This is a genomic window from Achromobacter sp. (assembly GCF_049647645.1).
Taxonomy (GTDB): Bacteria; Pseudomonadota; Gammaproteobacteria; order Burkholderiales; family Burkholderiaceae_B; genus Achromobacter.
Genome location: NZ_JBARYB010000052.1, coordinates 1 through 22009, shown reverse-complemented (window position 1 = coordinate 22009; position 22009 = coordinate 1). Strand labels below are relative to the sequence as shown.

At 67.0% G+C, this 22009-nt stretch carries 20 protein-coding genes and 1 pseudogene; 7 read left to right on the top strand and 14 right to left on the bottom strand.

All coding sequences use genetic code 11. The features are described from left to right. Window positions 1–88: 88 nt before the first annotated feature. On the top strand, window positions 89–790 hold the full coding sequence (locus WBB14_RS05430) for a GntR family transcriptional regulator (protein WP_424238909.1): 702 nt from the start codon (window positions 89–91) through the stop codon (window positions 788–790). A 55-nt stretch (window positions 791–845) separates the two neighbouring features. Here WBB14_RS05430 and WBB14_RS05425 read toward each other — a convergent pair whose 3' ends face one another. The 4 genes from WBB14_RS05425 to WBB14_RS05410 are packed head-to-tail and all read right to left on the bottom strand — an operon-like array spanning window position 846 to window position 3806. Next, on the bottom strand, window positions 846–1613 hold the full coding sequence (locus WBB14_RS05425; RefSeq protein ID WP_424238908.1) for a LamB/YcsF family protein: 768 nt from the start codon (window positions 1611–1613) through the stop codon (window positions 846–848). A gap of 13 nt (window positions 1614–1626) precedes the next feature. After that, window positions 1627–2622 carry a biotin-dependent carboxyltransferase family protein gene (locus tag WBB14_RS05420; protein ID WP_424238907.1) on the bottom strand — a complete coding sequence of 332 codons (996 nt, stop codon included), beginning with the start codon at window positions 2620–2622 and terminating at the stop codon, window positions 1627–1629. Further along, on the bottom strand, window positions 2619–3350 hold the full coding sequence (gene pxpB, locus WBB14_RS05415; protein ID WP_424238906.1) for a 5-oxoprolinase subunit PxpB: 732 nt from the start codon (window positions 3348–3350) through the stop codon (window positions 2619–2621). The genes WBB14_RS05420 and pxpB overlap by 4 nt, the downstream gene beginning before the upstream one ends. Before the next feature lie 24 nt (window positions 3351–3374). Beyond that, the gene (locus WBB14_RS05410) at window positions 3375–3806 is read right to left on the bottom strand and encodes a VOC family protein (protein ID WP_207468932.1); all 432 of its coding nucleotides are present in this window, start codon (window positions 3804–3806) and stop codon (window positions 3375–3377) included. 152 nt (window positions 3807–3958) lie between these two features. On the opposite strand from WBB14_RS05410, the gene WBB14_RS05405 reads away from it, so the two are divergent. Further along, window positions 3959–4849 (top strand): LysR substrate-binding domain-containing protein, encoded by an 891-nt coding sequence (locus WBB14_RS05405; protein ID WP_424238905.1) that lies wholly within the window; start codon window positions 3959–3961, stop codon window positions 4847–4849. Here WBB14_RS05405 and WBB14_RS05400 read toward each other — a convergent pair. The 5 genes from WBB14_RS05400 to serA all read right to left on the bottom strand — a co-directional run bounded on the left by WBB14_RS05400 (window position 4846) and on the right by serA (window position 11557). After that, window positions 4846–5988: a PepSY-associated TM helix domain-containing protein gene (locus tag WBB14_RS05400; protein WP_424238904.1), complete on the bottom strand. Its 1143-nt coding sequence runs from the start codon at window positions 5986–5988 to the stop codon at window positions 4846–4848. The genes WBB14_RS05405 and WBB14_RS05400 overlap by 4 nt on opposite strands. Then, window positions 5988–8432: a TonB-dependent siderophore receptor gene (locus tag WBB14_RS05395; RefSeq protein ID WP_424238903.1), complete on the bottom strand. Its 2445-nt coding sequence runs from the start codon at window positions 8430–8432 to the stop codon at window positions 5988–5990. The genes WBB14_RS05400 and WBB14_RS05395 overlap by 1 nt, the downstream gene beginning before the upstream one ends. Window positions 8433–8622: 190 nt before the next feature. Continuing rightward, window positions 8623–9633, bottom strand: coding sequence for a FecR domain-containing protein (locus WBB14_RS05390; RefSeq protein WP_424238902.1), 1011 nt, complete (start codon window positions 9631–9633; stop codon window positions 8623–8625). Between the two features lie 2 nt (window positions 9634–9635). Continuing rightward, the gene (locus WBB14_RS05385; protein WP_424238901.1) at window positions 9636–10181 is read right to left on the bottom strand and encodes a sigma-70 family RNA polymerase sigma factor; all 546 of its coding nucleotides are present in this window, start codon (window positions 10179–10181) and stop codon (window positions 9636–9638) included. Window positions 10182–10357: 176 nt separating this feature from the next. Further along, entirely contained in the window at window positions 10358–11557 is a 1200-nt protein-coding gene (gene serA / locus WBB14_RS05380; RefSeq protein WP_424238900.1) for a phosphoglycerate dehydrogenase, read from the bottom strand. A gap of 231 nt (window positions 11558–11788) precedes the next feature. Here serA and WBB14_RS05375 point away from each other — a divergent pair, with 231 nt between their 5' ends. The 3 genes from WBB14_RS05375 to WBB14_RS05365 all read left to right on the top strand — a co-directional run bounded on the left by WBB14_RS05375 (window position 11789) and on the right by WBB14_RS05365 (window position 15913). Continuing rightward, on the top strand, window positions 11789–12307 hold the full coding sequence (locus tag WBB14_RS05375; RefSeq protein ID WP_424238899.1) for a sigma-70 family RNA polymerase sigma factor: 519 nt from the start codon (window positions 11789–11791) through the stop codon (window positions 12305–12307). Beyond that, window positions 12294–13310, top strand: a complete 1017-nt coding sequence (locus WBB14_RS05370) for a FecR domain-containing protein (protein WP_424238898.1) — start codon at window positions 12294–12296, stop codon at window positions 13308–13310. Before WBB14_RS05375 ends, WBB14_RS05370 begins: the two co-directional genes overlap by 14 nt. A 191-nt stretch (window positions 13311–13501) precedes the next feature. Then, a complete protein-coding gene (locus tag WBB14_RS05365) occupies window positions 13502–15913 on the top strand; it encodes a TonB-dependent siderophore receptor (RefSeq protein WP_424238964.1) in 2412 nt (803 codons plus the stop codon). A 58-nt stretch (window positions 15914–15971) separates the two neighbouring features. Here the strand turns inward: WBB14_RS05365 and WBB14_RS05360 are convergent, their stop codons facing one another. From WBB14_RS05360 to phoB, 5 genes are all read right to left on the bottom strand, one after another. Continuing rightward, complete coding sequence (locus WBB14_RS05360; protein WP_013391247.1) at window positions 15972–16430, bottom strand: DUF411 domain-containing protein; 459 nt, start codon at window positions 16428–16430, stop codon at window positions 15972–15974. A 75-nt stretch (window positions 16431–16505) separates the two neighbouring features. Then, window positions 16506–17906 (bottom strand): heavy metal sensor histidine kinase, encoded by a 1401-nt coding sequence (locus WBB14_RS05355; protein WP_424238897.1) that lies wholly within the window; start codon window positions 17904–17906, stop codon window positions 16506–16508. Further along, a complete protein-coding gene (locus WBB14_RS05350) occupies window positions 17903–18592 on the bottom strand; it encodes a heavy metal response regulator transcription factor (RefSeq protein ID WP_424238896.1) in 690 nt (229 codons plus the stop codon). The genes WBB14_RS05355 and WBB14_RS05350 overlap by 4 nt, the downstream gene beginning before the upstream one ends. A gap of 74 nt (window positions 18593–18666) precedes the next feature. Further along, window positions 18667–19974 carry a phosphate regulon sensor histidine kinase PhoR gene (phoR, locus tag WBB14_RS05345; RefSeq protein WP_424238895.1) on the bottom strand — a complete coding sequence of 436 codons (1308 nt, stop codon included), beginning with the start codon at window positions 19972–19974 and terminating at the stop codon, window positions 18667–18669. A 12-nt stretch (window positions 19975–19986) separates the two neighbouring features. Then, the gene (gene phoB, locus WBB14_RS05340; RefSeq protein ID WP_006227196.1) at window positions 19987–20685 is read right to left on the bottom strand and encodes a phosphate regulon transcriptional regulator PhoB; all 699 of its coding nucleotides are present in this window, start codon (window positions 20683–20685) and stop codon (window positions 19987–19989) included. Between the two features lie 161 nt (window positions 20686–20846). On the opposite strand from phoB, the gene ubiE reads away from it, so the two are divergent. Both ubiE and WBB14_RS05330 read left to right on the top strand, forming a co-directional pair. After that, window positions 20847–21623, top strand: coding sequence for a bifunctional demethylmenaquinone methyltransferase/2-methoxy-6-polyprenyl-1,4-benzoquinol methylase UbiE (gene ubiE, locus WBB14_RS05335; RefSeq protein ID WP_424238894.1), 777 nt, complete (start codon window positions 20847–20849; stop codon window positions 21621–21623). A 179-nt stretch (window positions 21624–21802) separates the two neighbouring features. Beyond that, window positions 21803–22009: pseudogene (locus tag WBB14_RS05330) on the top strand (Tim44 domain-containing protein); the annotation flags it as partial.

Genomic DNA, 22009 nt, shown 5'->3' with positions numbered 1-22009 from the left:
CAACAATTTTCTTATTTATGTTTCAAGAGATTTCTAGTATCTTTACTAGGTCTCATACCATGCATTGCGCAGTACAAGGGGGAGCCGATTGGACATCAAAGCGCCCGCCACGATTCCGTATTTCCTGCAGGAACAGATTCGTGAATTGATCGTGGACGGCACCATTCGGCCGGGCCAGCCGCTGCGCGAACAGGAACTGGAGCAGCGTTTCGGCACCAGCCGCAGTCCGATCCGCGAAGCGTTGCGCCTGCTGGAGTTGAGCGGCCTGGTCACGCATATCCAGCGCAAGGGCTTCCGCGTCACGCTCTACACCGAAGCGCAGATCCGCCACCTTTACTTGTTACGCGCGGAGCTGGAAGCCTATTGCCTGCGCCAGGCGGCGGAGGTCGACGATCTGGCGCCGCTGCTGGCCGAGCTGCGCGGCCATGATGCCGCCATCGGGGCGGCGCTGGCCGCGGGCGATGCGCAAGCCGCTATCGGGGCGGCGTGCGAATTCTATCTGGCCGCGGCCCGCAGCACGGGCAATACCCCGCTGGCCAGCATGCTCAGCAAGCTTTACGAACAGATCGAGCCGCTGCGCTACCTGCTGGCCAGGCGAGCGATGCCTTTCAGCGGGATCCAGGTCTGCACCAGCGGCGTGATCGAGGCGCTGGCCGCTCGCGATGTCGAGCGCGCGGCCAACATGACGCGCAGCTATCTGGCGGACGTGCTGCCTGGCGTGCTGGAGGCTTATCGCTACGCCTCGCAGCAGGACGCGGAAGAGCCCGCGCCACGCTACGGCCGTGCCTGAGCAGATCGCGCCTAGGCCAGCCGCGCCTAAGCCGGCCGCGCCTGTCTGATTTCGCCTAAGCCCTCGGGGGCGTGCGGACTTCGATGCCCGCCTGTTCCAGCGCCTTGCGGATGCCGTCGGCGAAGATCAGCGCGTTTGGCTGGTCGCCATGGATGCAGAGCGTGTCCGCTTGCACCGGCACGTCCTTGCCGTCCACCGAGCGCACCTTGCCTTCGCGCACCATGCGCACCACCTGCGCCACCGCCTGATCCAGGTCTTCGATCATGGCGCCCGCGCGGCTGCGCGGCGTGAGCGAGCCGTCGTCCTGGTAGGAGCGGTCGGCAAAGACTTCGTTGGCGGCGGCCAGGCCGATGGCGCGGGCGGCGTCGATCAGCTTGCTGCCGGCCAACCCGTACAGGATCAGCGAGGCGTCCACGTCCTTGACGGCCTGGCAGATCGCGCGCGCCAGGCCTTCGTCCTTGGCGGCCATGTTGTAGAGGGCGCCGTGTGCCTTGACGTGGTGCAGCCGGGCGCCTTGCGAGGCGGCCACGCCGGCCAGCGCGCCGATCTGGTAGACCACGATGTCGTAGGCTTCGTCGGGACTGATCTGGATGATGCGGCGGCCGAACCCGGCCAGATCCTGCAGGCTGGGATGGGCGCCCAGCGCCACGCCGCGCGCCAGCGCGGCCGCCACGGTCTTGCGCATGGTGGCCGGGTCGCCGCCATGGAAGCCACAGGCGATGTTGGCGGAGCTGACGAACTGCAGCACCGCCGCATCGTTGCCCATGGTCCAGGCGCCATAGCTTTCGCCCATGTCGCAGTTCATGTCGATGCGGGTGGTCATGGCAAATTCCTTTCTAGGCCAGGAGCGCGCGCAACGGCGTCAGCGCGTCCTGCAATTGCGTGAAGGCGCGCTCGCGCTCGCCGTCCAGGCGCTGCGCCTCTTCCAGCTCGATCAGCTGGAAGCGCAGCGTCTGGCCGGGCGCGCACTGTGCCAGGACGGGCAGGTCCACGGTGGCGATCTGCGCGATCTTGGGGTAGCCGCCAGTGGTCTGGCGGTCGGCCATGAGGATGATGGCCTCGCCGCCCGAGGGCACCTGCACGGTGCCGAAGCAGGCGGCTTCCGACAGCATCTGGCGCGGCTGGCTCATGGACAGTGCCGGACCCAGCAGGCGGTAGCCCATGCGGTCGGACTGCGGGCTGATGCGGAACTCCGCGCCGCCGCCGAAGTTCTGGCGGGTGGCCTCGGAGAATTCCTCCCAGTGCATGCCGGGCAGGAAGCGGATGAACTCGCGGCGCTTGGCGCCCAGCGCCGCCGGCAGATACACGCGCTGGTTCCATAGCGCTTCCTGCAAGGCGTCCAGGTCGCGGCCGGCGGCCAGCGGCGCATGCAGCGGCACCTGGTCGCCCTTGACCAGCGCACGCCCCTGGAAGCCGCCGAAACCGCTGCGCAGATAGGTGCTTTCGCTGCCCATCACGCGCGGCAGCGCAAAGCCGCCATGGACCGCCAGATAGCCGCGCACGCCCACGGCCGGCCTGGCGCCGAAGGCCAGCGTGTCGCCGGCCCGGGCGACCAAGGGGCGGTGGGCCGGAATGTCCTGGCCATTGAGGGTGGCGCCGAGGTCGGCGCCAGTCAGCGCGAAACAGGCCGGCGCGTCAAAGCGCAGGGTGGGGCCCGTCAGGGTCATTTCCAGCGTGGCGTGTTCGTCCTGGTTGCCGGCCAGCGCGTTGGCCAGGCGGTGCGCGCGCTCGTCCATGGCGCCGGCGGCAGGGATGCCCTGGTGCTGGTAGCCCTCGCGGCCACGATCCTGGAAGCTGGACAGCATGCCGGGCTTGATCACGGTCAGGCTCATGGTCGGGCTCCCCGGATGCGGTCGAATTCCTCGGGGCTGATGGGTACGAAGCGGACCGAGTCGCCGGGTTGCAGCAAGGCGGCGGGCTCGCGGGCCGGGTCGAACATGGTGAGCGGGGTGGCGCCGATGATGTTCCAGCCGCCGGGCAGCCGGTTCGGGTAGATCACGGTCTGCCGGTTGGCGACCGCAACCGCGCCAGCAGGCACGGCGGTGCGCGGCGAGGCGCGGCGCGGGATATTCAATTTTTCGTCGTGCACGCCCAGGTAGGCGTGGCCGGGCGCGAAGCCCAGCATGAAGACCATGCTGCGGGGCTGGCTGTGCAGCTGGATCACGGCTTCGGGCGTGAGGCCGGCAGCCTCGGCCACCTCGGCCAGGTCGGGGCCGTGTTCGCCGCCGTAGCAGACCGGAATGTCGATCTCGCGTCCGCCCAGGGCGTCCGCGGCAATGCCTTCGGAGAGCAGCTGTCCGATGCGTTCGGCCAACTGTGAGTAGGTGGGGCTGCCGCTGGCGCCGGGGCGGTAGTGCACCGCCACCGCGACGAACGACGGCACCACGTCGGTTACGCCGGGAAGCCGCGCATCACGCAGCTTCCCGGCCGCAGCCAGACAGGTCCGGCCCACGGCTGCGTCGATCTGGTCGCCAAAGGAAACGATCAGGCAGCGGTCACCCTGGGGCAGGATGCGCCAGGAGGTTTCGGCCGGAGAAGGAGGTTCTGAAATTGCGTTCAACGACACGAAACCTGTAGAGACGGATTACTTGGCGAACAGCGAATCCATGTTCTTGAACGCCTTGAATTCCAGCGCGTTGCCCGACGGATCCAGGAAGAACATGGTGGCCTGTTCGCCCACTTCACCCTTGAAGCGGATGTAGGGCTCGATGACGAATTCGGTGCCGGCGTCGGTCAGCCGCTTGGCCATCGCTTCCCATTGTTCCATGGAAAGCACCGCGCCGAAATGGCGCACCGGCACATTGTGCGAATCCACCGCGCTGGTGGCCTTGTGGCCGCATTCGCCGGGCGCCAGGTGGGCGACGATCTGGTGGCCGTAGAAGTTGAAGTCGATCCATTCGGGCGAGCTGCGGCCCTCCGGACAGCCCAGTTTTTCGCCGTAGAAGGCGCGGGCTTCGGCCAGGTCGCGGACCGGGAAGGCGAGGTGGAACGGCGGCAGGTTGGTTTGAGCGGTCATGGAAGGCTCCGGGTCAGGCAAAAGGAAAATGTTCGATCAGATTGCGGGCCGTCGCAAGACTGCGCAGGCCTTAGCATCAGCGCTTAGTTTAAGTATTGTTTTTTTGATTGAAAAACGATATTTTTCGTGTCTTAGCATCGAAATTATTGATCGTGATCAAAGAGTTCAAAACCTTTCTGGCGGTGGCGCGGGACGGCACCTTCACCGGCGCCGGCGCTCAATTGGGGCTGACCCAGTCGGCGGTCAGCGCCCAGATCAAGCGCCTGGAGGAATACCTGGGCGTGGCGCTGTTCGACCGCAGCGCCCGCGCGGCCGTGCTGAACATCCATGGGCGCGAGATGCTGCCGCAGGCCGAGGAGTTGGTGGCGATGGCTGAGCGCATGGCGGCCACGGCCGGCGCAGGACATGTAAGCGGATCGCTGCGCATCGGCGCGATTGCCTCGGTGCAGCAGGATCTGTTGGTGCAGGCGCTGGGAGAGTTTCGGGCGGGCTATCCCGACGTGCGCGTGCGGATCGTGCCTGGCGTGTCGCTGTCGCTATTGGGGCAGGTGGACGCGGGCGAGGTGGATATGGCGCTGCTGATCCGGCCTCCGTTCGCCTTGCCGCCAGAATTGGGCTGGCAGCCGCTGCTGCGCGAGGAAATGGTGCTGGCGACGCCGGAATCGATGACGCCGGCGCCTTGGCGCGAGCTGCTGGCCACGCAGCCGTTCATCCGCTACGACCGGGCCTCGTTCGGCGGACGGGGGGTGGATCTGTTCCTGAAGAAGCAACGCATCAGGGTGCACGAGGCGGTGGAACTCGACGAGATCGAGGCCATCGCCAACATGGTGCGGCACGGCCTGGGGGTGGCGCTGCTGCCGCGCTTGTCGGGGCTGGACCTGGACGGCTTGCGCCTGGTCTCCCTGGACGAGGCGACCTTCTACCGCGAAATCGGGATCATCGGGCGGTTGCCGTTCGATGCGGCAAGCGTGAGGGGCAAGATGGCGGAATGCCTGGTGCGTGCGGCGTCAGCCGCCGATGGCGCACATCGTCTGCTTCGCTAGTTCTTGCGCTTGCGCCACAGGTAGAGGCCGCTGCCCAGGACCACGATCGTGATCAGGTCCAAGGCGGCCCAGATCAGCTTCAGCGGCAGGCCGGCGGTGTCGCCATAGTGCAACGGCCGCGAGAACTGCAGTACGCGCAGGTACCAGGGCATCTCGAGCACCGCCGTCAAGCGGCCCGTTCGCGCGTCCACCAGGATACCGTCGAAGAGATGGGCGGCCAGCGGCGTTTCACCCTTGGCCCATAGCAGGTAGTGGTGGGGCAGGCCCAGGCCGGCGTCCGGGAAGCGCAGGGACTCCACCACGCGGCCGGGGACGGCAGCCTGCGCGGTGGCGTAGGCCCGTTGCGTCGAGGCCAATGGTGACGGGCCGGCGGGCGGATGGCCGTCGGCCGTCGCCACGGCGGCCTGGACGTCGTGGGACAACCAGTAGCGGAAGAGCGGCACCGCCAGTTCATGGATGGCGCCTGTGACGCCCATCATCAGCGCCCAGACCAACGTGACGATCCCCAGGAGGTTGTGCAGGTCCAGCCACTTCAGGCGCTTGGCGCGCGTCGCGCGGACGGTGCCAAACGGGGTTTTCTTCATGTAGGGGTGATAGAGGACAGCGCCGGATATCACCGCCAACGAGAAGAGCAGGGCCATGAATCCCAAAAATAGCTGGCCGGGAAGGCGGGCGTAGAGATCGATGTGCAAGCGCGTCATGATGGTGATGGCGCGCGTGCCCGGGCCTTCGTCGGCGCTGTCCACGGACTGTTGCAACAAGCCGCTGCGAGCATCGTATTGCAGCCGGATCGAGGAGGTCCCGGACGGAGCCTCGTCGCCGGGGGCCAACGCCAGGATGACGCTGGGGGAATGGGCGGCCACTTCGACCTCGACGACGCGATGCGCCGGATAACGCTGGAGAGCCTGGGCGATCAGGCCGTCGAGGGCGGGCGCGGACGGGGCCGGCGCGACGCTGGGCCAGGATGGCGGAGCGTCCAGCCAGTCCACGATTTCGTCGTGGAAGATCAAGGGCAAGCCGGAGACGCAGACCACCAGCATGAAGAGAGTACAGGCCAGGCTGGTCCATTTGTGGACCAGATACCAAGCCTTGCTGCGCACCGCCCGCGCGGGCGAGGCGCTCCCCGCAAACAGCCGCATCAGAACTCCGCGGTGACGGACAGCAGAAGCGTGCGTGGCGCGGCCACCGTCAGGCCTTCACGCGCGGCCGACTGCCAGTAGTGCTTGTTGAACACGTTCTCCACCGTCGCCCGCAGGGTGACCGGCGTACGGTTGATGTTCATCGCGTAGCGTGCGCCCACGTCGAAGCGGGTCCACGCGGGCAACTGCTGCGTGTTTGCCGCATCGACGTACTGGGTGCTGGTGCGCAGCACGCGCGCCACCAGGGTCAGGCCTTGCGCGAAAGGCGTGTCCCATTCCGCCGAAGCGTTGAACTGCCAGCGCGGCACCGCAGGCGCGACGTGGCCGTCATTGACGCCGCCTTCCGTCTTGGTCAGGACGCCAGCGGTGTAGGCCACGCCGCCCAAGAGCCGGACGTGGCGTGCCGGCTCGCCCTGGATCAGGAATTCCACGCCGCGGTTGCGCTGCCTGCCGGATGCCTGGTAGCGCAAGCTAACCGGGTCCAGGTAAGCACTGGGCTGCTCGATCTGGAACGCGCTCAAGGTGGTTGCCACGGTGCCGAAGTCGTACTTGACGCCGACTTCATACTGCTTCGATACGTCGGGCTTGAAGGTTTCGCCTGCGTTCACGGCCTCGGCTGGGGCGGTGCCGCCCTGGCTCAAGCCTTCGATGTAGTTGCCGTACAGCGCCAGTTGCGTGGTCGGCCTCACCGTCAACGCAATCGCCGGGGTGAGCGCGGATTTGCCATAGTCCGATACGCGCTCGCCGGTCGCGGGGTTGTAGTTCACTGACTGCACGCGTTGCTGGCGCAGGCCGCCGGTCAGCTGCACCGCACCGTCCATCGCCGAAAGCGTGTCGGCCAGCGCAACGCTGTACAACCGTGTCTCGCTGGTCTTGCCCAGATCGTTGGGCTTGGGGATGTTCGGCTTGGCCAGGTCGGCCGGGTCGTACAGGTCGGAGAAAACCGTGGTGGCGGAACGCACCCGCGCCGACGAGTAATCGATATCGAGGAAGCTGGCCGACAATACCGGTTCATGCTTGATCGGGCCGGTATTGAAGCGGCCGCGGATGCCGACCTCGCCGGTCTTGCTCAACAGCCTTTCGTTCAGGCGGGCGGGTACGGAGCCGATCATGCCGGCCGAGTCGAGCATCAGCCAGGTGGTCTGCAGGCTTTCGAAGTCGTGCTTGCGCGCGCCGAGCGCGCCGTACACCGTCCAGTCGTCGGAAAGGTCGTACTCGGCGCGCACGTCACCGGTCCATTCCTTGGCTTTCCAGTAGGTCCAGTCGGGGAAGAAATTGCGTTTCGGGTCCGGCGCATGGCCGATGTCCTCGCCCGAGGGGGGCGGGAATAGCAGACCGCTACGCGCGTCGGTCACGCGGTTCTGGTAGTTGATGTCGCCTTCGATACGGAAGCGGTTGCCGCGGTAGTCCAGACCGAGGGAGATCGCGCCCATGTCCTCGCCGGCGCCGGAGATGTTCATGTCGCCGCCGCTGCGCAGCACGTTCAGGCGTGCGCCGGTGCGCTGGTCTTCGCCGAAACGGCGGGCGATATCCGCCTGCAGGCCGAACTGGCTGTTCTCAAGATAGGACAGCGTCACACGGTTCAACGGCTCGGCCTCGGCGCGCTTAGGCACCAGGTTGATCGAGCCGCCCACAGAGCCGAACGGCGCCATGCCGTTGAGCAGCGCGTTCGGACCGCGCAGGACTTCGACGCGCTCGATTCCTATCAGCGAGGTGGAGTTGCGGGGCGAAATGCCATACAGGCCGTTGTAGGCGACGTCGTAATTGAACAGCGTGAAGCCGCGGACATTGAATTCGTCCCGGCCCGCGCCGCGCGAGTAGGTATTGCGCACCGAGGGATCGTTGAGCAGTACGTCGCCGATGTTCTGCGCCTGCTGGTCTTCGATCAGCTTGGACGTGTACGAGGTCACGCTGAAGGGCGTATCGAGGAAATCCCTGTCGCCGAGCAGGCCGATCCTGGCGCCGCGCGCGACCTCGCCGCCCGGGTAGGGCTCGTTGTACGCCGCAGCGGCGGATCCGGTGACCAACACGGCGGGCAGGGTGGTTTCGGTGGATACGGGAGCGGGCCGCAGCGAGTAGCCGCCGTCGGCTTGGCGCAGGGCTTGCAGGCCGGTGCCGGTGAGCAGCAGCCGGAACGCGCCATCGACCGTATGGGTGCCGCGTACCCCGGGGCTGGTTTTGCCCGCCGTCATGGCTGCCGGCACGCTGAGAAGAATATTGGCCTGATCGGCGTAGCGGCTCAATGCGCCCGCCAGAGGGCCGGCGGGGACGTCGTAGGCGCGGACCGAGGCGGTAGCGGCGGCGGGGCCGGCGGCTTGGGCATGGACCGTGCCGGCGCCCGTCATCAGGATAGCGCCCAGCAAAGCCTTGCGAGCGGCGGCGGCCGGGCGTGGCAACCGGGAAACAGGCGATACGGGGTGGGCAGGTGGCGGCAGGCGGCGCATGGAACGGCTTTCCTTGGAATGGAGTTGGGCAAGGAGAGGTCCACCGCTTACGGGCATGGCGCGTCGGCCGGCCGTCGCGGACCGGCATTGCCGTAGGGATGCGGCAAGGGTCGGCGGGGTCCTCTTTCCCTGTTGATCGAACGAACAGGAGAAAAGCGAACCGCGCTGTGAAAATTTTTCGGGGGCGTGCTCACCGGGGGGCTAGCGTTACCCACCATGGCAACGTGCGTTGGATACGTATCGGCAGGTCCCGTGCGACCATGGCCAGGGTGCGATCCAAGTCATTGGCCGGATAGCGGCCGACGACGCGCAGGCCGGCGATGCGAGGATCGACGCCGACATGCCCGACGTGATAGCGGCCCAGTTCCGCGATGAGATCGGCGAGGGACAGGTTCTCCGCCAGGATCACGCCGCGCGACCAGGCTTCGCGCGCGGGATCGGCCGGGGCCGCCGTGGAAATATCGTCCGCGGTGTAGCGCCTTTGTTCCCCAGCCTGGACGAGTGCATTGCGGCCGGCAAGAGTCTGGATTCCCACCTGCCCGTCATAGACCGCCAACAGGACATCATCGTCCGTCTGCCTCACCGTGAAACGGGTCCCCAAGGCCTGCACGCGGCCATAGCGGGTAGCGACGAAGAAGGGCCGTCGCGTGTCGTGGCCGGTTTCGATAAGGATTTCGCCGTTGGCCAGCGTCAGCAGACGGTGATCCTCGTTGAAATCGACGTTGATGGCGCTGCGGGTATTGAGCCAGACGCGGGTGTCGTCGGCCAGGACAATGCTGCGTTGCTCGCCGATGCCGGTGGCATAGTCGGAGCGCCAGGCGGTCACGACGGCGGGCAAAGGCGTGCGCCGCCATGCGAGCCAAGCCAGGATTCCCACACCGCCCAGCGCCAGGACGTGGCCGACGGCCCGGCGCCGCGACGGTGGGCGGCGGGAGGCGACCTGTACTGCTTTCTCCGCGGCTTCGCGTTCGCCGTCGTTGCGCAGCAGCGCAAAGCGCCGGCTGACCGCCATGACATGCGCCCAGGCGCGGCGGTGTTCCGGCCGCACATCCAGCCAGCATTGCCAGGCGGCGTGCTGCCGGGAGCCGGCTTCGGTATCCTGCAAAACCGCATACCACTCGGCCGCCGCTTTCAGGCTTTCATAATCCGCTTGCACGGGGAGGGGGCCGTCTGCCAGGACCGGCCGGGGCGACGCAGGCATGGCTAGGGCCTGCGGATACTTGAGGCCGCCAGCCCAGCGTCGATCAGCGCGAGATGCAGCATGGCCTGGGCCAGGTACTTCTGCACCATGCGCATGGACACGCCCATGTGGTCGGCGATCTCGCGGGTGGAAAGCCCATGTATCTGAGCCTGGATGAAGGCTGTGCGCGCCTTTTCCGGCAGGCGTCCCAGCCATTCGCCGACTTCCATCAGGGTTTCGATGACCAGCGACTGGTGTTCCGGAGACGGCGCGTAGGCCATGGGCTGGGCAGCAAGGCTATCCAGCCAGGCTTGCTCCACTTCCCGTCGCCGCCAGAGATCGGTGCATAAGCCTTGCGCCATGGTGCGCAGATAGGCTCGAGCGGCGCCCGCAGTGGCGAAGCCGTCGGGCGCCGGCCTGACGATCAGGCGCAGGAAGGCGTCGTGTGCCAGATCGGCGGCGTCAGCGGCGTTGCCCAACCTGCGGCGCAGCCATCCCAGCAGCCAGCCGTGATGATCGCTGTATAGAGCGTGCAGGTCTTGCTGCACGGGGAGATCGGCGGCGGACATCGGGCGGACCCAGGCGCGAAAGATGCGCCCTATTTAGCAAGAGTGGGAATGGTTATCGTTTATAACTGAAGTCTGCCGCATTGCGCAATGCCGATACGCGTCGGGACCCGGGTTGGCGTTGGGGCGCGGCAGCAAAAAGGGCCCGCGTGCGCGGGCCCCTTGCTATCTAGGCAACCTTACAGCCGGTCGCAGCGGACCGTGATCGGATGGTCGCGCAAGGTGGTCATGACGATGTCGTTGACTTCGCCTTCCACGTCGGTGATCACGTAGCCGATCTGGCCGCGGGTCTGCAGGGTCTGGCTGACGATGTTCAGGCCGTGCTGCGCCATCAGATTGTCGAGTGTGCCCAGCGCGCCCGGAGCGTTGCGGTGCACGTGCAGGATGCGCGTGCCACCGGCCGGTTCCAGATAAGGCAGTTCGGGGAAGTTGACCGCGCCCTTGGTGGTGCCGGCCTGCAGGAAGCGCACCAGCTTCTCGGCTACTTCGCGACCGATGTTCTCTTGCGATTCCTGTGTGCTGCCGCCGATGTGCGGGGTCAGGATCACGTTGGGCAGGCCGATCAGCGGGCTGGCCAACGGTTCGTCCGCGCCCTTGGGTTCGGTCGGGAACACGTCCAGCGCGGCACCGGCCAGGTGGCCGGACTTGAGCGCGGCGTGCAGCGCGTCGATATCCACCACCGTCCCGCGCGAGGCGTTGATCAGGATGGCGCCACGGCGCATGCGGCCGATGGTTTCCGCGTTCATGATCTTTTCGGTGGTCTTGCCGCCCGGCACGTGCAGGGTCACCACGTCGGCCTGCTCCAGCAGGTCATTCAAGGTGGCGGCGGGCCGGGCATTGCCCAGCGGCAGCTTGGCTTCGACGTCGTGGTAGACGACGCGCATGCCCAGGCTTTCGGCCAGCGTGCTGATCTGCGAGCCGATGTTGCCGTAGCCCACGATGCCCAGCGTCTTGCCGCGGGTTTCGAAGGCGCCTGAAGCGCTCTTGTCCCAGTGGCCCTGATGCACGCGGGCGTTCTTTTCGGGAATGCGGCGCAGCAGCAGGATGGCTTCGCCCAGCACCAGTTCGGCAACCGAGCGGGTATTCGAGAACGGCGCGTTGAACACCGGAATGCCGCGTTGCATGGCCGCGTCCAGGTCGACCTGGTTGGTGCCGATGCAGAAGCAGCCCACGACGCGCAGGTCGGGGTTGCCGGAAAGCAGGGCGGCATCCAGGTGGGTACGAGAACGGATCCCCGCCACCTGGGCGCCGCGCAGGGCGTCGCTCAGTTGCGACGCCGGCAAGGAGGCGGCATGCGTGACGATGTCGGAGTAGCCGGCGGCTTCGAAGACGGCGCGGGCGCTCGGGTGGATGTTCTCGAACAGGACGATTTGTGCCATGACAGCCTGAGGGGGTGGGTGAGGAATCCGTTTTATTGATTGTGGCCCATTTTTGCTGCAGTGCAAGGAGTAGCCATGGGAGCGGTGTGGGTGAAGGCCGCCAAGGCGGGGCGGGGCGCGCGCCGGGATGCCGCGTCACTTGCCGCCGGGATCGCCGATAACTTATTATTAAGAATAATTCGCATTTCATATTTATGAAATGCACTGCGATCCACGCAACGCCTGCTTCCCATGACCGCCACCGGTAGTCCCGCACAGCCCATTGAAGTGTTCTACGGCGATCATCATGGTTGGCTGCGCGGCTGGCTGCGCAAGCGGCTGGGCGGCAACGCCTGCGATGCCGCGGATCTGGCGCACGACACCTATGTGCGCGTGCTCACGACGGGACAGGTACCCCAGCCGGGCGAATCACGCCGCTACCTGACTCAGATAGCCAACGGCTTGCTGATCGATCTTTACCGCCATCGGCGGATCGAGGCCGCTTACCGCGATGCGATCGCCGTGCTGCCCGAAGCGCAGGCGCCTTCGGAGGAGGCGCGCGCGCTGGTGCTCGAAGCGCTGGTGGAGATCGATGCGATCTTGCACGGGATGCCGGCAAAAGTGCGCATGGCGTTGTTGCTGCGCAAGCTGGACGGGTTGAGCTATGCCGAGATCGCGGCGCGGCTGGGCGTGTCCGTATCCTCCGTTGAAAAGTACATCGCGTCGGCGCTGCTGGCTTGCTACGAGGCGCTCGGCGATGCCGCAGGCTGATATCCGACGCCAGCGGCCAGCGGCTCCCCGTGGGCCGATCGATCCGGCCATCGTGCGCCGCGCGTCGGAGTGGATGGCGCGGCTGTGGTCCGACCGTGTAGACGCCGCGGATATCGCTGCCTGTGAGCAATGGCGCGCCGCGCATCCCGACCACGAGCGGGCCTGGAGCCGCCTGCGAGCCATGGACTCCAAGCTGGAGCAGGTGGCGGGCGCCGCAGGGCGCCATGTCCTGCTGGAATCCGGCGCGCTGGCGTCCGCGTCGCGCCGCAAGGCGGTGCGGGCCCTGGGCCTGGGAGTCTTGGCCGCGGGCGCAGCCTACGCCTTGCAAGAGGCCGGCGGCTGGCGCACCTTGACCGCCGATTACCGCACGGGTGTCGGCGAGATTCGCGGCATTACGCTGGCCGACGGCACGCACGTGGTGTTGAACACCGGTAGCGCTATCGACGTGCGTTTCGATGGGCAGGAACGCAGAGTCGAATTGCTGGGCGGTGAAATCCTGGTGACGACCGCGCCCGACCCCGGCCCGGCGCATCGGCCGTTTCGCGTGCAGAGCCGGCAAGGCTTGGTGCAGGCATTGGGCACGCGCTTCACCGTGCGCGATGATGGCCGGTTTTCGCACGTGGCGGTGTTCGAAGGGGCGGTCGACGTGTATCCCGGGGGCCCGGCAGGGAGCGCCGCCATCAGAGTGCAGACTGGTCAGCGCACGTCCTTCGACAGCCATCGTGCCGAAGCGGCGCGCGACGCGCGGGAAAGCGATGCCGCCTGGAGCCGGGGTGTCCTGGTCGCGGAGAACATGCGGGTCGCCGATTTCCTGGCCGAGCTTGGCCGCTATCGGCCCGGCATCTTGCGCTGGGATCCGACGGTGGCGGACTTGAGGGTCACCGGGGTTTTCTCCTTGCGGGACACCGACAGAGCGCTGGATGCGCTGGCACTGGGATTGCCAGTAACCGTGCGCACCCGCAGCCGCTACTGGGTGACGGTGAGCCCCAAGACGGGCCGATAGTCAGGCCGCGCCGTTACAAAATTTCCAGGCTCGTCATTGAGGAAATCGTCTGTTCGTCCGGAAGACGTACCAAGCCGTACCTCCACTTCCGTACTTTCAGGGACCAACCGATGGCAAGCCGCCACAATCTTGATCCGATCCATGCCCGCCGCGCGCCCGATGCGGGCCGGGCGTCCGCAAGCCCCTCCGCCATGCTGCGGACGGCGCTTTGCGTTGTCTTGAGCCTTGGGGCAAACGCGCTGGCCGTCAGCGCGGCGCAGGCCCAGTCCGTAGCTTCCGACCCCGCCGCATCGGCGCGCAGCTATGCGATTCCCGCCGGCCCGCTGGACCAGGCGCTGACGCGCTACGCCAGCGAGGCCGGAGTGGAGCTGTCGGTGGATGCGGCGCTGACGCAAGGCAAGCGCACGGCAGGTCTGCAAGGGCGCTACGCCGTGCAGGACGGCTTTTTCCGCTTGCTGCAAGGGCAGGGCTTGCGGGTGGTGCGAGGCGCAGGCGGCGCATACTCCTTGCGGCCCGCGCCCGCGCAATCGGACAGCGCCACTACCTTGCCCGTGGTCACCGTCACCGGCCGCGCGGAGACGGCCTGGAGTGCAGTGGACGGCTACGTGGCCACGCGCAGCGCCACCGGCACCAAGACCGATAGTTCGATCCTGGAGACACCGCAGTCCATTTCCGTCGTGACGGCGGACTTCATCAAGGAAACGGGCGCCTCGCGGCTGAAGGAAAGCCTGGCCTACACGCCGGGCATCAATACGTCGCCGTGGGGCGCCGACACGCGGTTCGACTGGACGGTCATCCGTGGCTTCGACGCGCAGACGCCCGGGTACTACCTGGACGGCCTGCAACTGCGCAACAACAACAGCTGGGCGGTCTGGCAGACGGAAGTCTACGGTGCCGAGCGCATCGAAGTCCTGCGCGGCCCGACGTCCGTGCTGTATGGCCAGAACGGCGCCGGCGGCATGATCAATGTTGTCAGCAAGCGGCCCACCGAAGAACCGCTGCACGAGCTGGAGGCGCAGGTGGGCAACCATTCCCGCCGCCAAGTGGCGGGCGATTTTTCCGGCCCGCTGGATGAGGGGGGCAAGGTGCTGTACCGCATCACCGGGTTGGCGCGCGAGGCCGACCTGCCGGCCAGCGGCCTGCCCAACGACCGTTTCTTCATCGCGCCCGCGCTGACGCTGAAGCCGTCCAGCGACACGACGCTGACCTTGCTGTCGCATTATCTGCGGGTGCGCGACGGCAGCTCCTACGGCAGCTTTCCCGAGGTTGGCACGCAGCTATACAACCCGAACGGCAAGTTTTCACGCAATACCTATGTGGGCGAACCGGATTTCGACCGGTTCCGGCAAGAGCAATGGATGGTCGGGTACATGCTGGAGCATCGCTTCAACGACACCTGGACGGTGCGCCAGAATGCGCGCTATGGCTATACCAGCGTGGACTACCGGCAGGTGTATGTGCGCGGCGGCTTCGCCACGGTGAACCCCGACGATCCGAACGACCCGGCCAATTTCCGCTTGCTGGAACGCTATCCGTTCGGCAGCCAGGAGAACGCGCGGCTCTTCACCATCGACAACCAGGCGCAGGCCAAGCTGCAACTGGGCGCAACCAGCCACACTTTCCTGTTCGGCCTGGACTACCAGCATTCGCGCAACTACCAGAGCACCTACAACGACGGCGTCGTGAATCCGATAGACGGGTATGACCCGGTGTACGGAAGCCCGGTTGAAACCGCGGCTCCCTGGTTCGATGCCACGACCAAGCTGGCCCAGACCGGTTTCTATCTGCAGGACCAGATCAAGTGGGGCAACTGGGTGGCGACGCTGGGCGGCCGCTACGACCGCGCCTCGGCGGATGTGAACAGCAACATCGACGGCTCGCGCACCAAGGTGTCCGAGCACAATTTCAGCGGGCGCGGGGGGCTGGTGTACCTGCATCCGAGCGGCGTGGCGCCTTACTTCAGCTATGCCGAATCGTTTTCGCCCACCGCGACCATAGACCCGGTTACCAACAATCCGATGAAACCCGAGACGGGACGGCAGTATGAGCTGGGCATCCGCTACGAGCCGCCCGGCGGCGGCAGCCGCTACAGCGCCGCGGTTTTTGATCTGCGCCGTCGCAACTACATCACCTACACCCCCGAATTCCTGCCCAAGCAAACGGGCGAAGTCGTGGTGCGCGGGCTGGAGCTCGAGGCCGCGTTCCGGCCGCTGACCCAGATGAACGTGGTGGCCGCCTACACGTACACGCCCAAGGCCGAGGTCACCGCCAGCAGCACGCCCAGCGAAATCGGCAAGCAGATGCAGGCGGTGTCCCGCAACCAGTTCGCCTTGTGGGCCGACTACCGGTTCGAGTCCGGCCTGAAGGTGGGGGCCGGCGCCAGATATACCGGATCGAACTGGGGCTACGCCGAATCCGCAGCTGAAAAGATCCCGGGCTACACGTTGATCGACGCGATGATCGGCTATCAGGTACAGCGCTGGAACCTGGCCTTGAACGTGCGCAACCTGACCAACAAATCCTATCTGAGCAATTGCAGCAATGGCGATTGCCGCTACGGCGACGGACGCACCGTGCTGGCCACGGCTACCTATCGCTGGTAGCCGCGCAACCCCGGCAGGCTGGGCGGACTGGCCTCAACGAGGCCTTTGTCAGGTCCTTCTAGCGGTAGGCCTGGAACACCTTGGCGCCGCCTTGCTTGTCCACCAGAACCACGTCGTGCGGCGTCTTGCGGCCGCCGTACTCGGGGCCGTCCATGCCGGGCGAGCCCAGCGGCATGCCCGGCGCGGCCAGGCCAGCCGCATCGGGTTTTTCCAGCAGCAGGCGGCGCACGTCGCTGGCGGGCACGTGGCCTTCGATGGCGTAGCCTTCAACGGCCGCGGTGTGGCAGGAGCCGTAATTGGCCATGCCGGCGTTGCGGCGGATGGGGCCGGTGTCCTGGACGTCATGGGTGGTCACGGCGAAACCGCTGTCGCGCATGTGCTTGACCCAGTCTTCACAGCAGCCGCAGGTGGGAGTCTTCCAGACCTCTACCTTGACGGGCGTCTGGGCGGTGGCGAAAGCGGGCGCGCACAGGGCAGCGGCAAGGGCCAGGCGGCGCGTAAGACGGGAAAGATTCATGATGCTCCGTTGCGGGACGATGTGAGTGCAAGCGTACTGTAGAAGAACGGGAGTGACCCCATTCTGTCCTGCACATTACGTTTTTGTAATGTTGGCCGCCGATGCATGGCCGTCCGGCGCGCGCAGCGTGATGCCGACGACGGTGCCGTGCGCGCCCGAGGCCGCATCGACCTCGCCGCCGTGCATGCGCGCGATGGCGCGCACGATGGCCAGGCCCAGGCCGTGGCCCTCGCTGCGCGGCGCGCGCGCCTGGCTGGAGCGGAAGAAGCGGTCGAAGATGCGGGGCAGGTCGGCGGACGGAATGGGCGGGCCGGGGTTGCGCACTTCGACCCGTGCGCCTGCGGGCGAGGCCGAGCAGGCCAGCACGATTTCGCCGCCCCGGGGCGTGGCCTTGATGGCGTTGGAGATCAGGTTGGCCAGGGCGCGTCGCACCAGTCCCGCGTTGGCGGCCAGGGTCGCGTCGCCTTCGCAGCGCAGGTGCACGCCGCTTTCTTCCAACATGGCTTCGTAGTATTCGGCCACGCGCCGCGCTTCGGCGGCCAGCGACACCTGTGCCAGGTCCGCGGCCCGTTCGCCGCGGTCCGCGCGCGCCAGGAACAGCATGTCGTTGACCAGGGTCTTCAGGTCTTCCAGTTCCTCGAGGTTGGATTCCAGCGCATCGCGCAGTTCGGCCGCATCGCGCGGCGACGACAACATGACCTGCGTGCCGTTGATGAGCGTGGCCAGCGGCGTGCGCAGCTCGTGCGCCACGTCGGCGTTGAAGCCTTCCATCTGCTGATAGGCGGCCTGCAGCCGTTCCAGCGTGCGGTTGAAGGACCGCACCAGCTCATGCAGTTCGCGGTCCGTGTGTTCCAGCGGCAGGCGCCGCGCCAGGTTGTCGGGTTGGATGCTGGCGGCCTGTTCGGACAGCCTGCGCGCCGGCGCCATGCTGCGGCGCACGGCCCAGGCCGCCAGCACCACCGTGGCGCCCACCCACAGCGCGCAGATCAGCACCAGCGCGGTGCCGTAGGCATACAGGAACTGCGAGCTGGTGCGCGTGCTGACCGCCACGGTCAACTGCGCGCCGGGCAGGATGCGGTCGTTCATGGCGACCCGCAGGCCGCGCATGCGGCCGCCGTCGGCGGTCTGCAGCACGACCTGCCTGCCGTCCCCGGTCGCCAGCGTCTCGGGGGCGGGGCCGCCGTACACGGAGCGGCCGTGCGCATCCACGATCCAGATGCCCAGTTGGCCTTCTCCCGCGCGCATCTCGTCGAAGGTGGCGGCCAGGTCCTGCAGGCCGCGGGCGTTGTTCTGCATGTCGATCAGATGATCGATCAATTCCAGCTTGCCGCTGACCTCGGTGATTTCCTGGCGCTCCACCTCGCGCTTGAGCGCCCAGAACAGCGTGGCTCCCGCCAGGCTGGACACCAGCAGGGCGATGGCGCCCAGCAGCAGGGTCAGGCGCGCCTGCATGGAGCGCATGCGCAGCGGTTTCATGCGGGGCGGCCGCCCGCGGGGCGCGATTCCAGCACGTAGCCCATGCCGCGCACGGTGTGCAGCAATTTGGTGTCGTAGGGGTCGTCCAGCTTGCTGCGCAGCCGCCGCACCGCCACGTCGATGACGTTGGTGTCGCTGTCGAAGTTCATGTCCCAGACCTGCTCGGCCAGGGTGGTGCGCGACAGCACCTGGCCCTGGCGGCGCAGCAGCAGGGCCAGCAGATTGAATTCCTTGGCGGTCAGGTCCAGGCGGCGGCCGCCGCGCTGGGCGCGACGGCGGGCCAGGTCCAGTTCCAGGTCGGCCAGGCGCAGCAGGGTGGGTTCCTGCGAGCGTCCGCGGCGCAGCAGCGCCTGCACCCGTGCCAGCAGTTCCGAAAAGGCGAAGGGCTTGACCAGGTAGTCGTCGGCGCCGCCTTCCAGGCCGCGCACGCGGTCCTCGACCGCGTCGCGCGCGGTCAGCATCAGGATGGGGGTGTCTTTCTGTTCGCGCACCGCGGCCAGCACGCCGAAGCCGTCCACGCCCGGCAGCATCACGTCCAGCACGATCAGGTCGTAGGCGCCTTCGAGCGCCAGATGCAGGCCGTCCACGCCGTCGCGGGCCAGGTCCACGACGTGGCTTTGCTCCGACAAGCCCTTCTTGAGGTAGTCGGCCAGTTTGGGTTCGTCTTCGATTACCAGGATGCGCATGGCCGGAAATTTACCATCCGCGCCGGGCAGGGGCCTGTGCCAGGTTTCTTTTGCCGTGGACAGGCCCGGGAGGCTCAGGCCGGACCGTCGATGGCAACGCGGTCGGGCGGAAAACGCAGGGCGAACACGCTGCCCTTGCCGGGTTCGCTGGTGATCAGCAGTTCGGCGTCGTGGCGCATGGCGATGTGCTTGGTGATCGCCAGCCCCAGGCCGGTGCCGCCCACCGCGCGCGAACGGCCGCGGTCCACGCGGTAGAAGCGTTCGGTCAGGCGCGGCAGGTGGCGCGCGGGAATGCCGATGCCGGTGTCCTGCACGCTGTAGCGCGCGCCGCCGTCTTCCTCGCGCACCCAGCGCACGGTGATGGTGCCGCCGTCGGGCGTGTAGCGCACGGCGTTGGTCAGCAGGTTGGACAGGGCCGAGGCCAACTCGGTTTCGGCGCCTAGCAGGTCCAGGGATTCGTCGATGTGCCATTCCAGCACGTGACGGCCGCCCGACAGCGCCTCGATCTGCTGGCGCGCCTTCTGCAGCAGCGCGCCCATGTTGACGGCGCGCGGGTCGCTGCCCGGCGACGACTCCAGCGTGGACAGGGTCAGCAGGTCTTCGACGATGGCCTGCATGCGCTGGGCCTGCTCGTGCATCATGTCGATGTACTGCTCGCGCTGTTCGGCGGGCAGGGCGTCGGCGGGCATGTCGCGCAACGTTTCCAGGAAGCCCGCCAGCACCGTCAGCGGCGTGCGCAGCTCGTGCGAGACGTTGGCTACGAAGTCGCGGCGGGTGGTTTCCAGGCGTTCTATCTGGGTGACGTCGCGCGTGATCAGCAGGCGCTGATTGCTGGCGTAGGCCGTCAGCTGCATCATCATCAGCCGCTCCTGGCCCTGCTGGCCCAGGCGTACCAGGATGGGATCGGGCCAGGACGGGCGGTGCGCGTACTCCACGAATTCGGGCGCGCGCAGCAGGTTCAGCAGATTGTGGCCGCGGTCGGCCGGCAGGCGCAGGCCCAGATGCTGGCGCGCCATGCGGTTGCACCAGTCGATCTGGAAATCCTCGTTCAGGGTCACCGCGCCGTCCGGCAGCGCTTGCGCGGCGGCCAGCATGCCCTGCATGGTGTTCTGGGTTTCGTTCAGTTCACGGGCGCGGGCGCGGGTGTAGCGGTACAGCGGGGCGAGGATGTCGTCCCAGGGGCCGACCGAGGCGGGCGGCGAGGTGTCCGGGTGGTTGGCCCAGTGGGACACCAGGTGCAGGCGCCAGCTGCGCCAGAGCAGCATGGCGGCCAGCGCGACGGAGAACAGTATCCAGCCCGCCGGATCTCCTATGAGCCATTGGGCCAATAATGCGGCGACCGCCCACAGGGCGACCAGAAAAAGAGTGCGCAGCCAGATCATCGTGCGGGAGTTTTACCGCGTGGGGAGTTGGGCCGTAAACCGGTAGCCGCTGCCGCGGACCGTTTCCACGTGCGCGTCATGGCCGCTGGGTTCCAGCGCCTTGCGCAGGCGGCGGATGTGCACGTCGACGGTGCGCTCTTCCACGAAGACGTGGTCGCCCCAGACCTGGTCCAGCAGCTGCGAGCGCGAGAACACGCGTTCCGGGTGGGTCATGAAGAAGTGCAGCAGGCGGAACTCGGTGGGGCCGATCTGCAGCGACTGGCTGTTGCCGGACAGGCGATGCGTTACCGGATCCAGCTTCAGGCCGCCCACGTCGATCACGTCGTCGGTCAGCTGGGGCGCGCGGCGGCGCAGCACTGCCTTGATGCGCGCCATCAGCTCCTTGGGCGAGAAGGGCTTGGTGATGTAGTCGTCGGCGCCGGCCTCCAGGCCGTCCACCTTGTCCTGTTCGGAGCCCTTGGCGGTCAGCATGATGACCGGGACGGCGCGGGTGCGCTCGTCGTTGCGCAGCTTGCGCGCCATGGCCAGGCCGGACGTGCCGGGCAGCATCCAGTCGAGCAGGATCAGGTCGGGCAATTCGGCGCGGATCAGGGTTTGGGCCTGGTCGGCGTCGAAGGCGCGCAGCACCTTGTGTCCGGCGAAGGACAGGTTGACGGCGATCAGTTCCTGGATGGCGGGTTCGTCTTCGACGACGAGGATGGTGCTGGACATGGCGAATTGGGCACACTTCTGAGCGCCGGCGCGGCGCGAACATTGCGATAGTATGGCCGCAATATTTCAGGTATGTGACCGTCAGGCGTGATTGGCGGCATCCGCCTGCCGTCGCGGGGAGCCCGATAGGCTACCATTGAACGATATATCGGGAATTCATCATGCAAAACCCCTCCGAATCGCAACAATCCGCGGATTCCGCCTCGCAATCGACCCATTTCGGTTTCCAGACCGTGGCGGAAGGCGACAAGGCCCGCAAAGTCGCCGAAGTCTTCCATTCCGTTGCGCAGCGCTACGACGTCATGAACGATTTCATGTCGGCCGGGCTGCACCGCGTCTGGAAGGCCTTTACCATCGGCCGCGCCGCCATCCGCCCGGGCATGAAAGTGCTGGACATCGCCGGCGGCACGGGCGACCTGGCCCGCGCCTTCGCCAAGCGCGCCGGCCCCACGGGCGAGGTCTGGCTCACCGACATCAACGACTCCATGCTGCGGGTGGGCCGCGACCGCCTGACGGACGCCGGCCTGCTGGTGCCCACCGCCGTATGCGATGCCGAGCGCCTGCCGTTCCCCACGGGCTACTTCGACCGCGTCAGCGTGGCCTTCGGCCTGCGCAACATGACCCACAAGGACCGCGCCCTGGCCGAAATGACCCGGGTGCTGAAGCCGGGCGGCAAGCTGCTGGTGCTGGAGTTCGCGCGCGTGGCCAAGCCGCTGGCGCCGGCCTACGACTGGTATTCCTTCAATGTGCTGCCCTGGCTGGGCAAGAAGGTCGCCAAGGATGAGGCCAGCTACCGCTACCTGGCGGAATCCATCCGCATGCACCCCGACCAGGAAACCCTGGCCGACATGCTGCGCACGGCCGGGCTGGACCGGGTGCAGTACTTCAACCTGACCGCCGGTATTGCCGCCCTGCACGAAGGCGTGAAGCTGGGCTGATCCGCGCCCGCCATCTGGATATTTTCACCGTCCCTGCGGGAACTTGTGGGGCGGCGTCTTGTCCGTTATTCTTACGGTATTCAGATTAATGTAAGAAAAGTCGCGACTAAGGTCCCGCGGTCCGCGGGACATCCTGCTGCTACGGGGCGGCAGGGGCGCGAGTACGAGGGAGCAAACCTATGTCCAAATTCTGTCTTTCGCGGTTTGTCGCCGCGGCGCTGATCGCCATCTCCGGCGCGGCACTGGTGACGGCGTCGTTTGACGCCGAAGCCCGCCGTGCCGGTGGCGGCAGCAGCGTCGGCCGCCAATCCTCCAACGTGACCCAGCAGCGCCAGGCGACCACGCCTCCGGCCGCCGCCAACAACACGGCTGGCGCCACCGCCGCC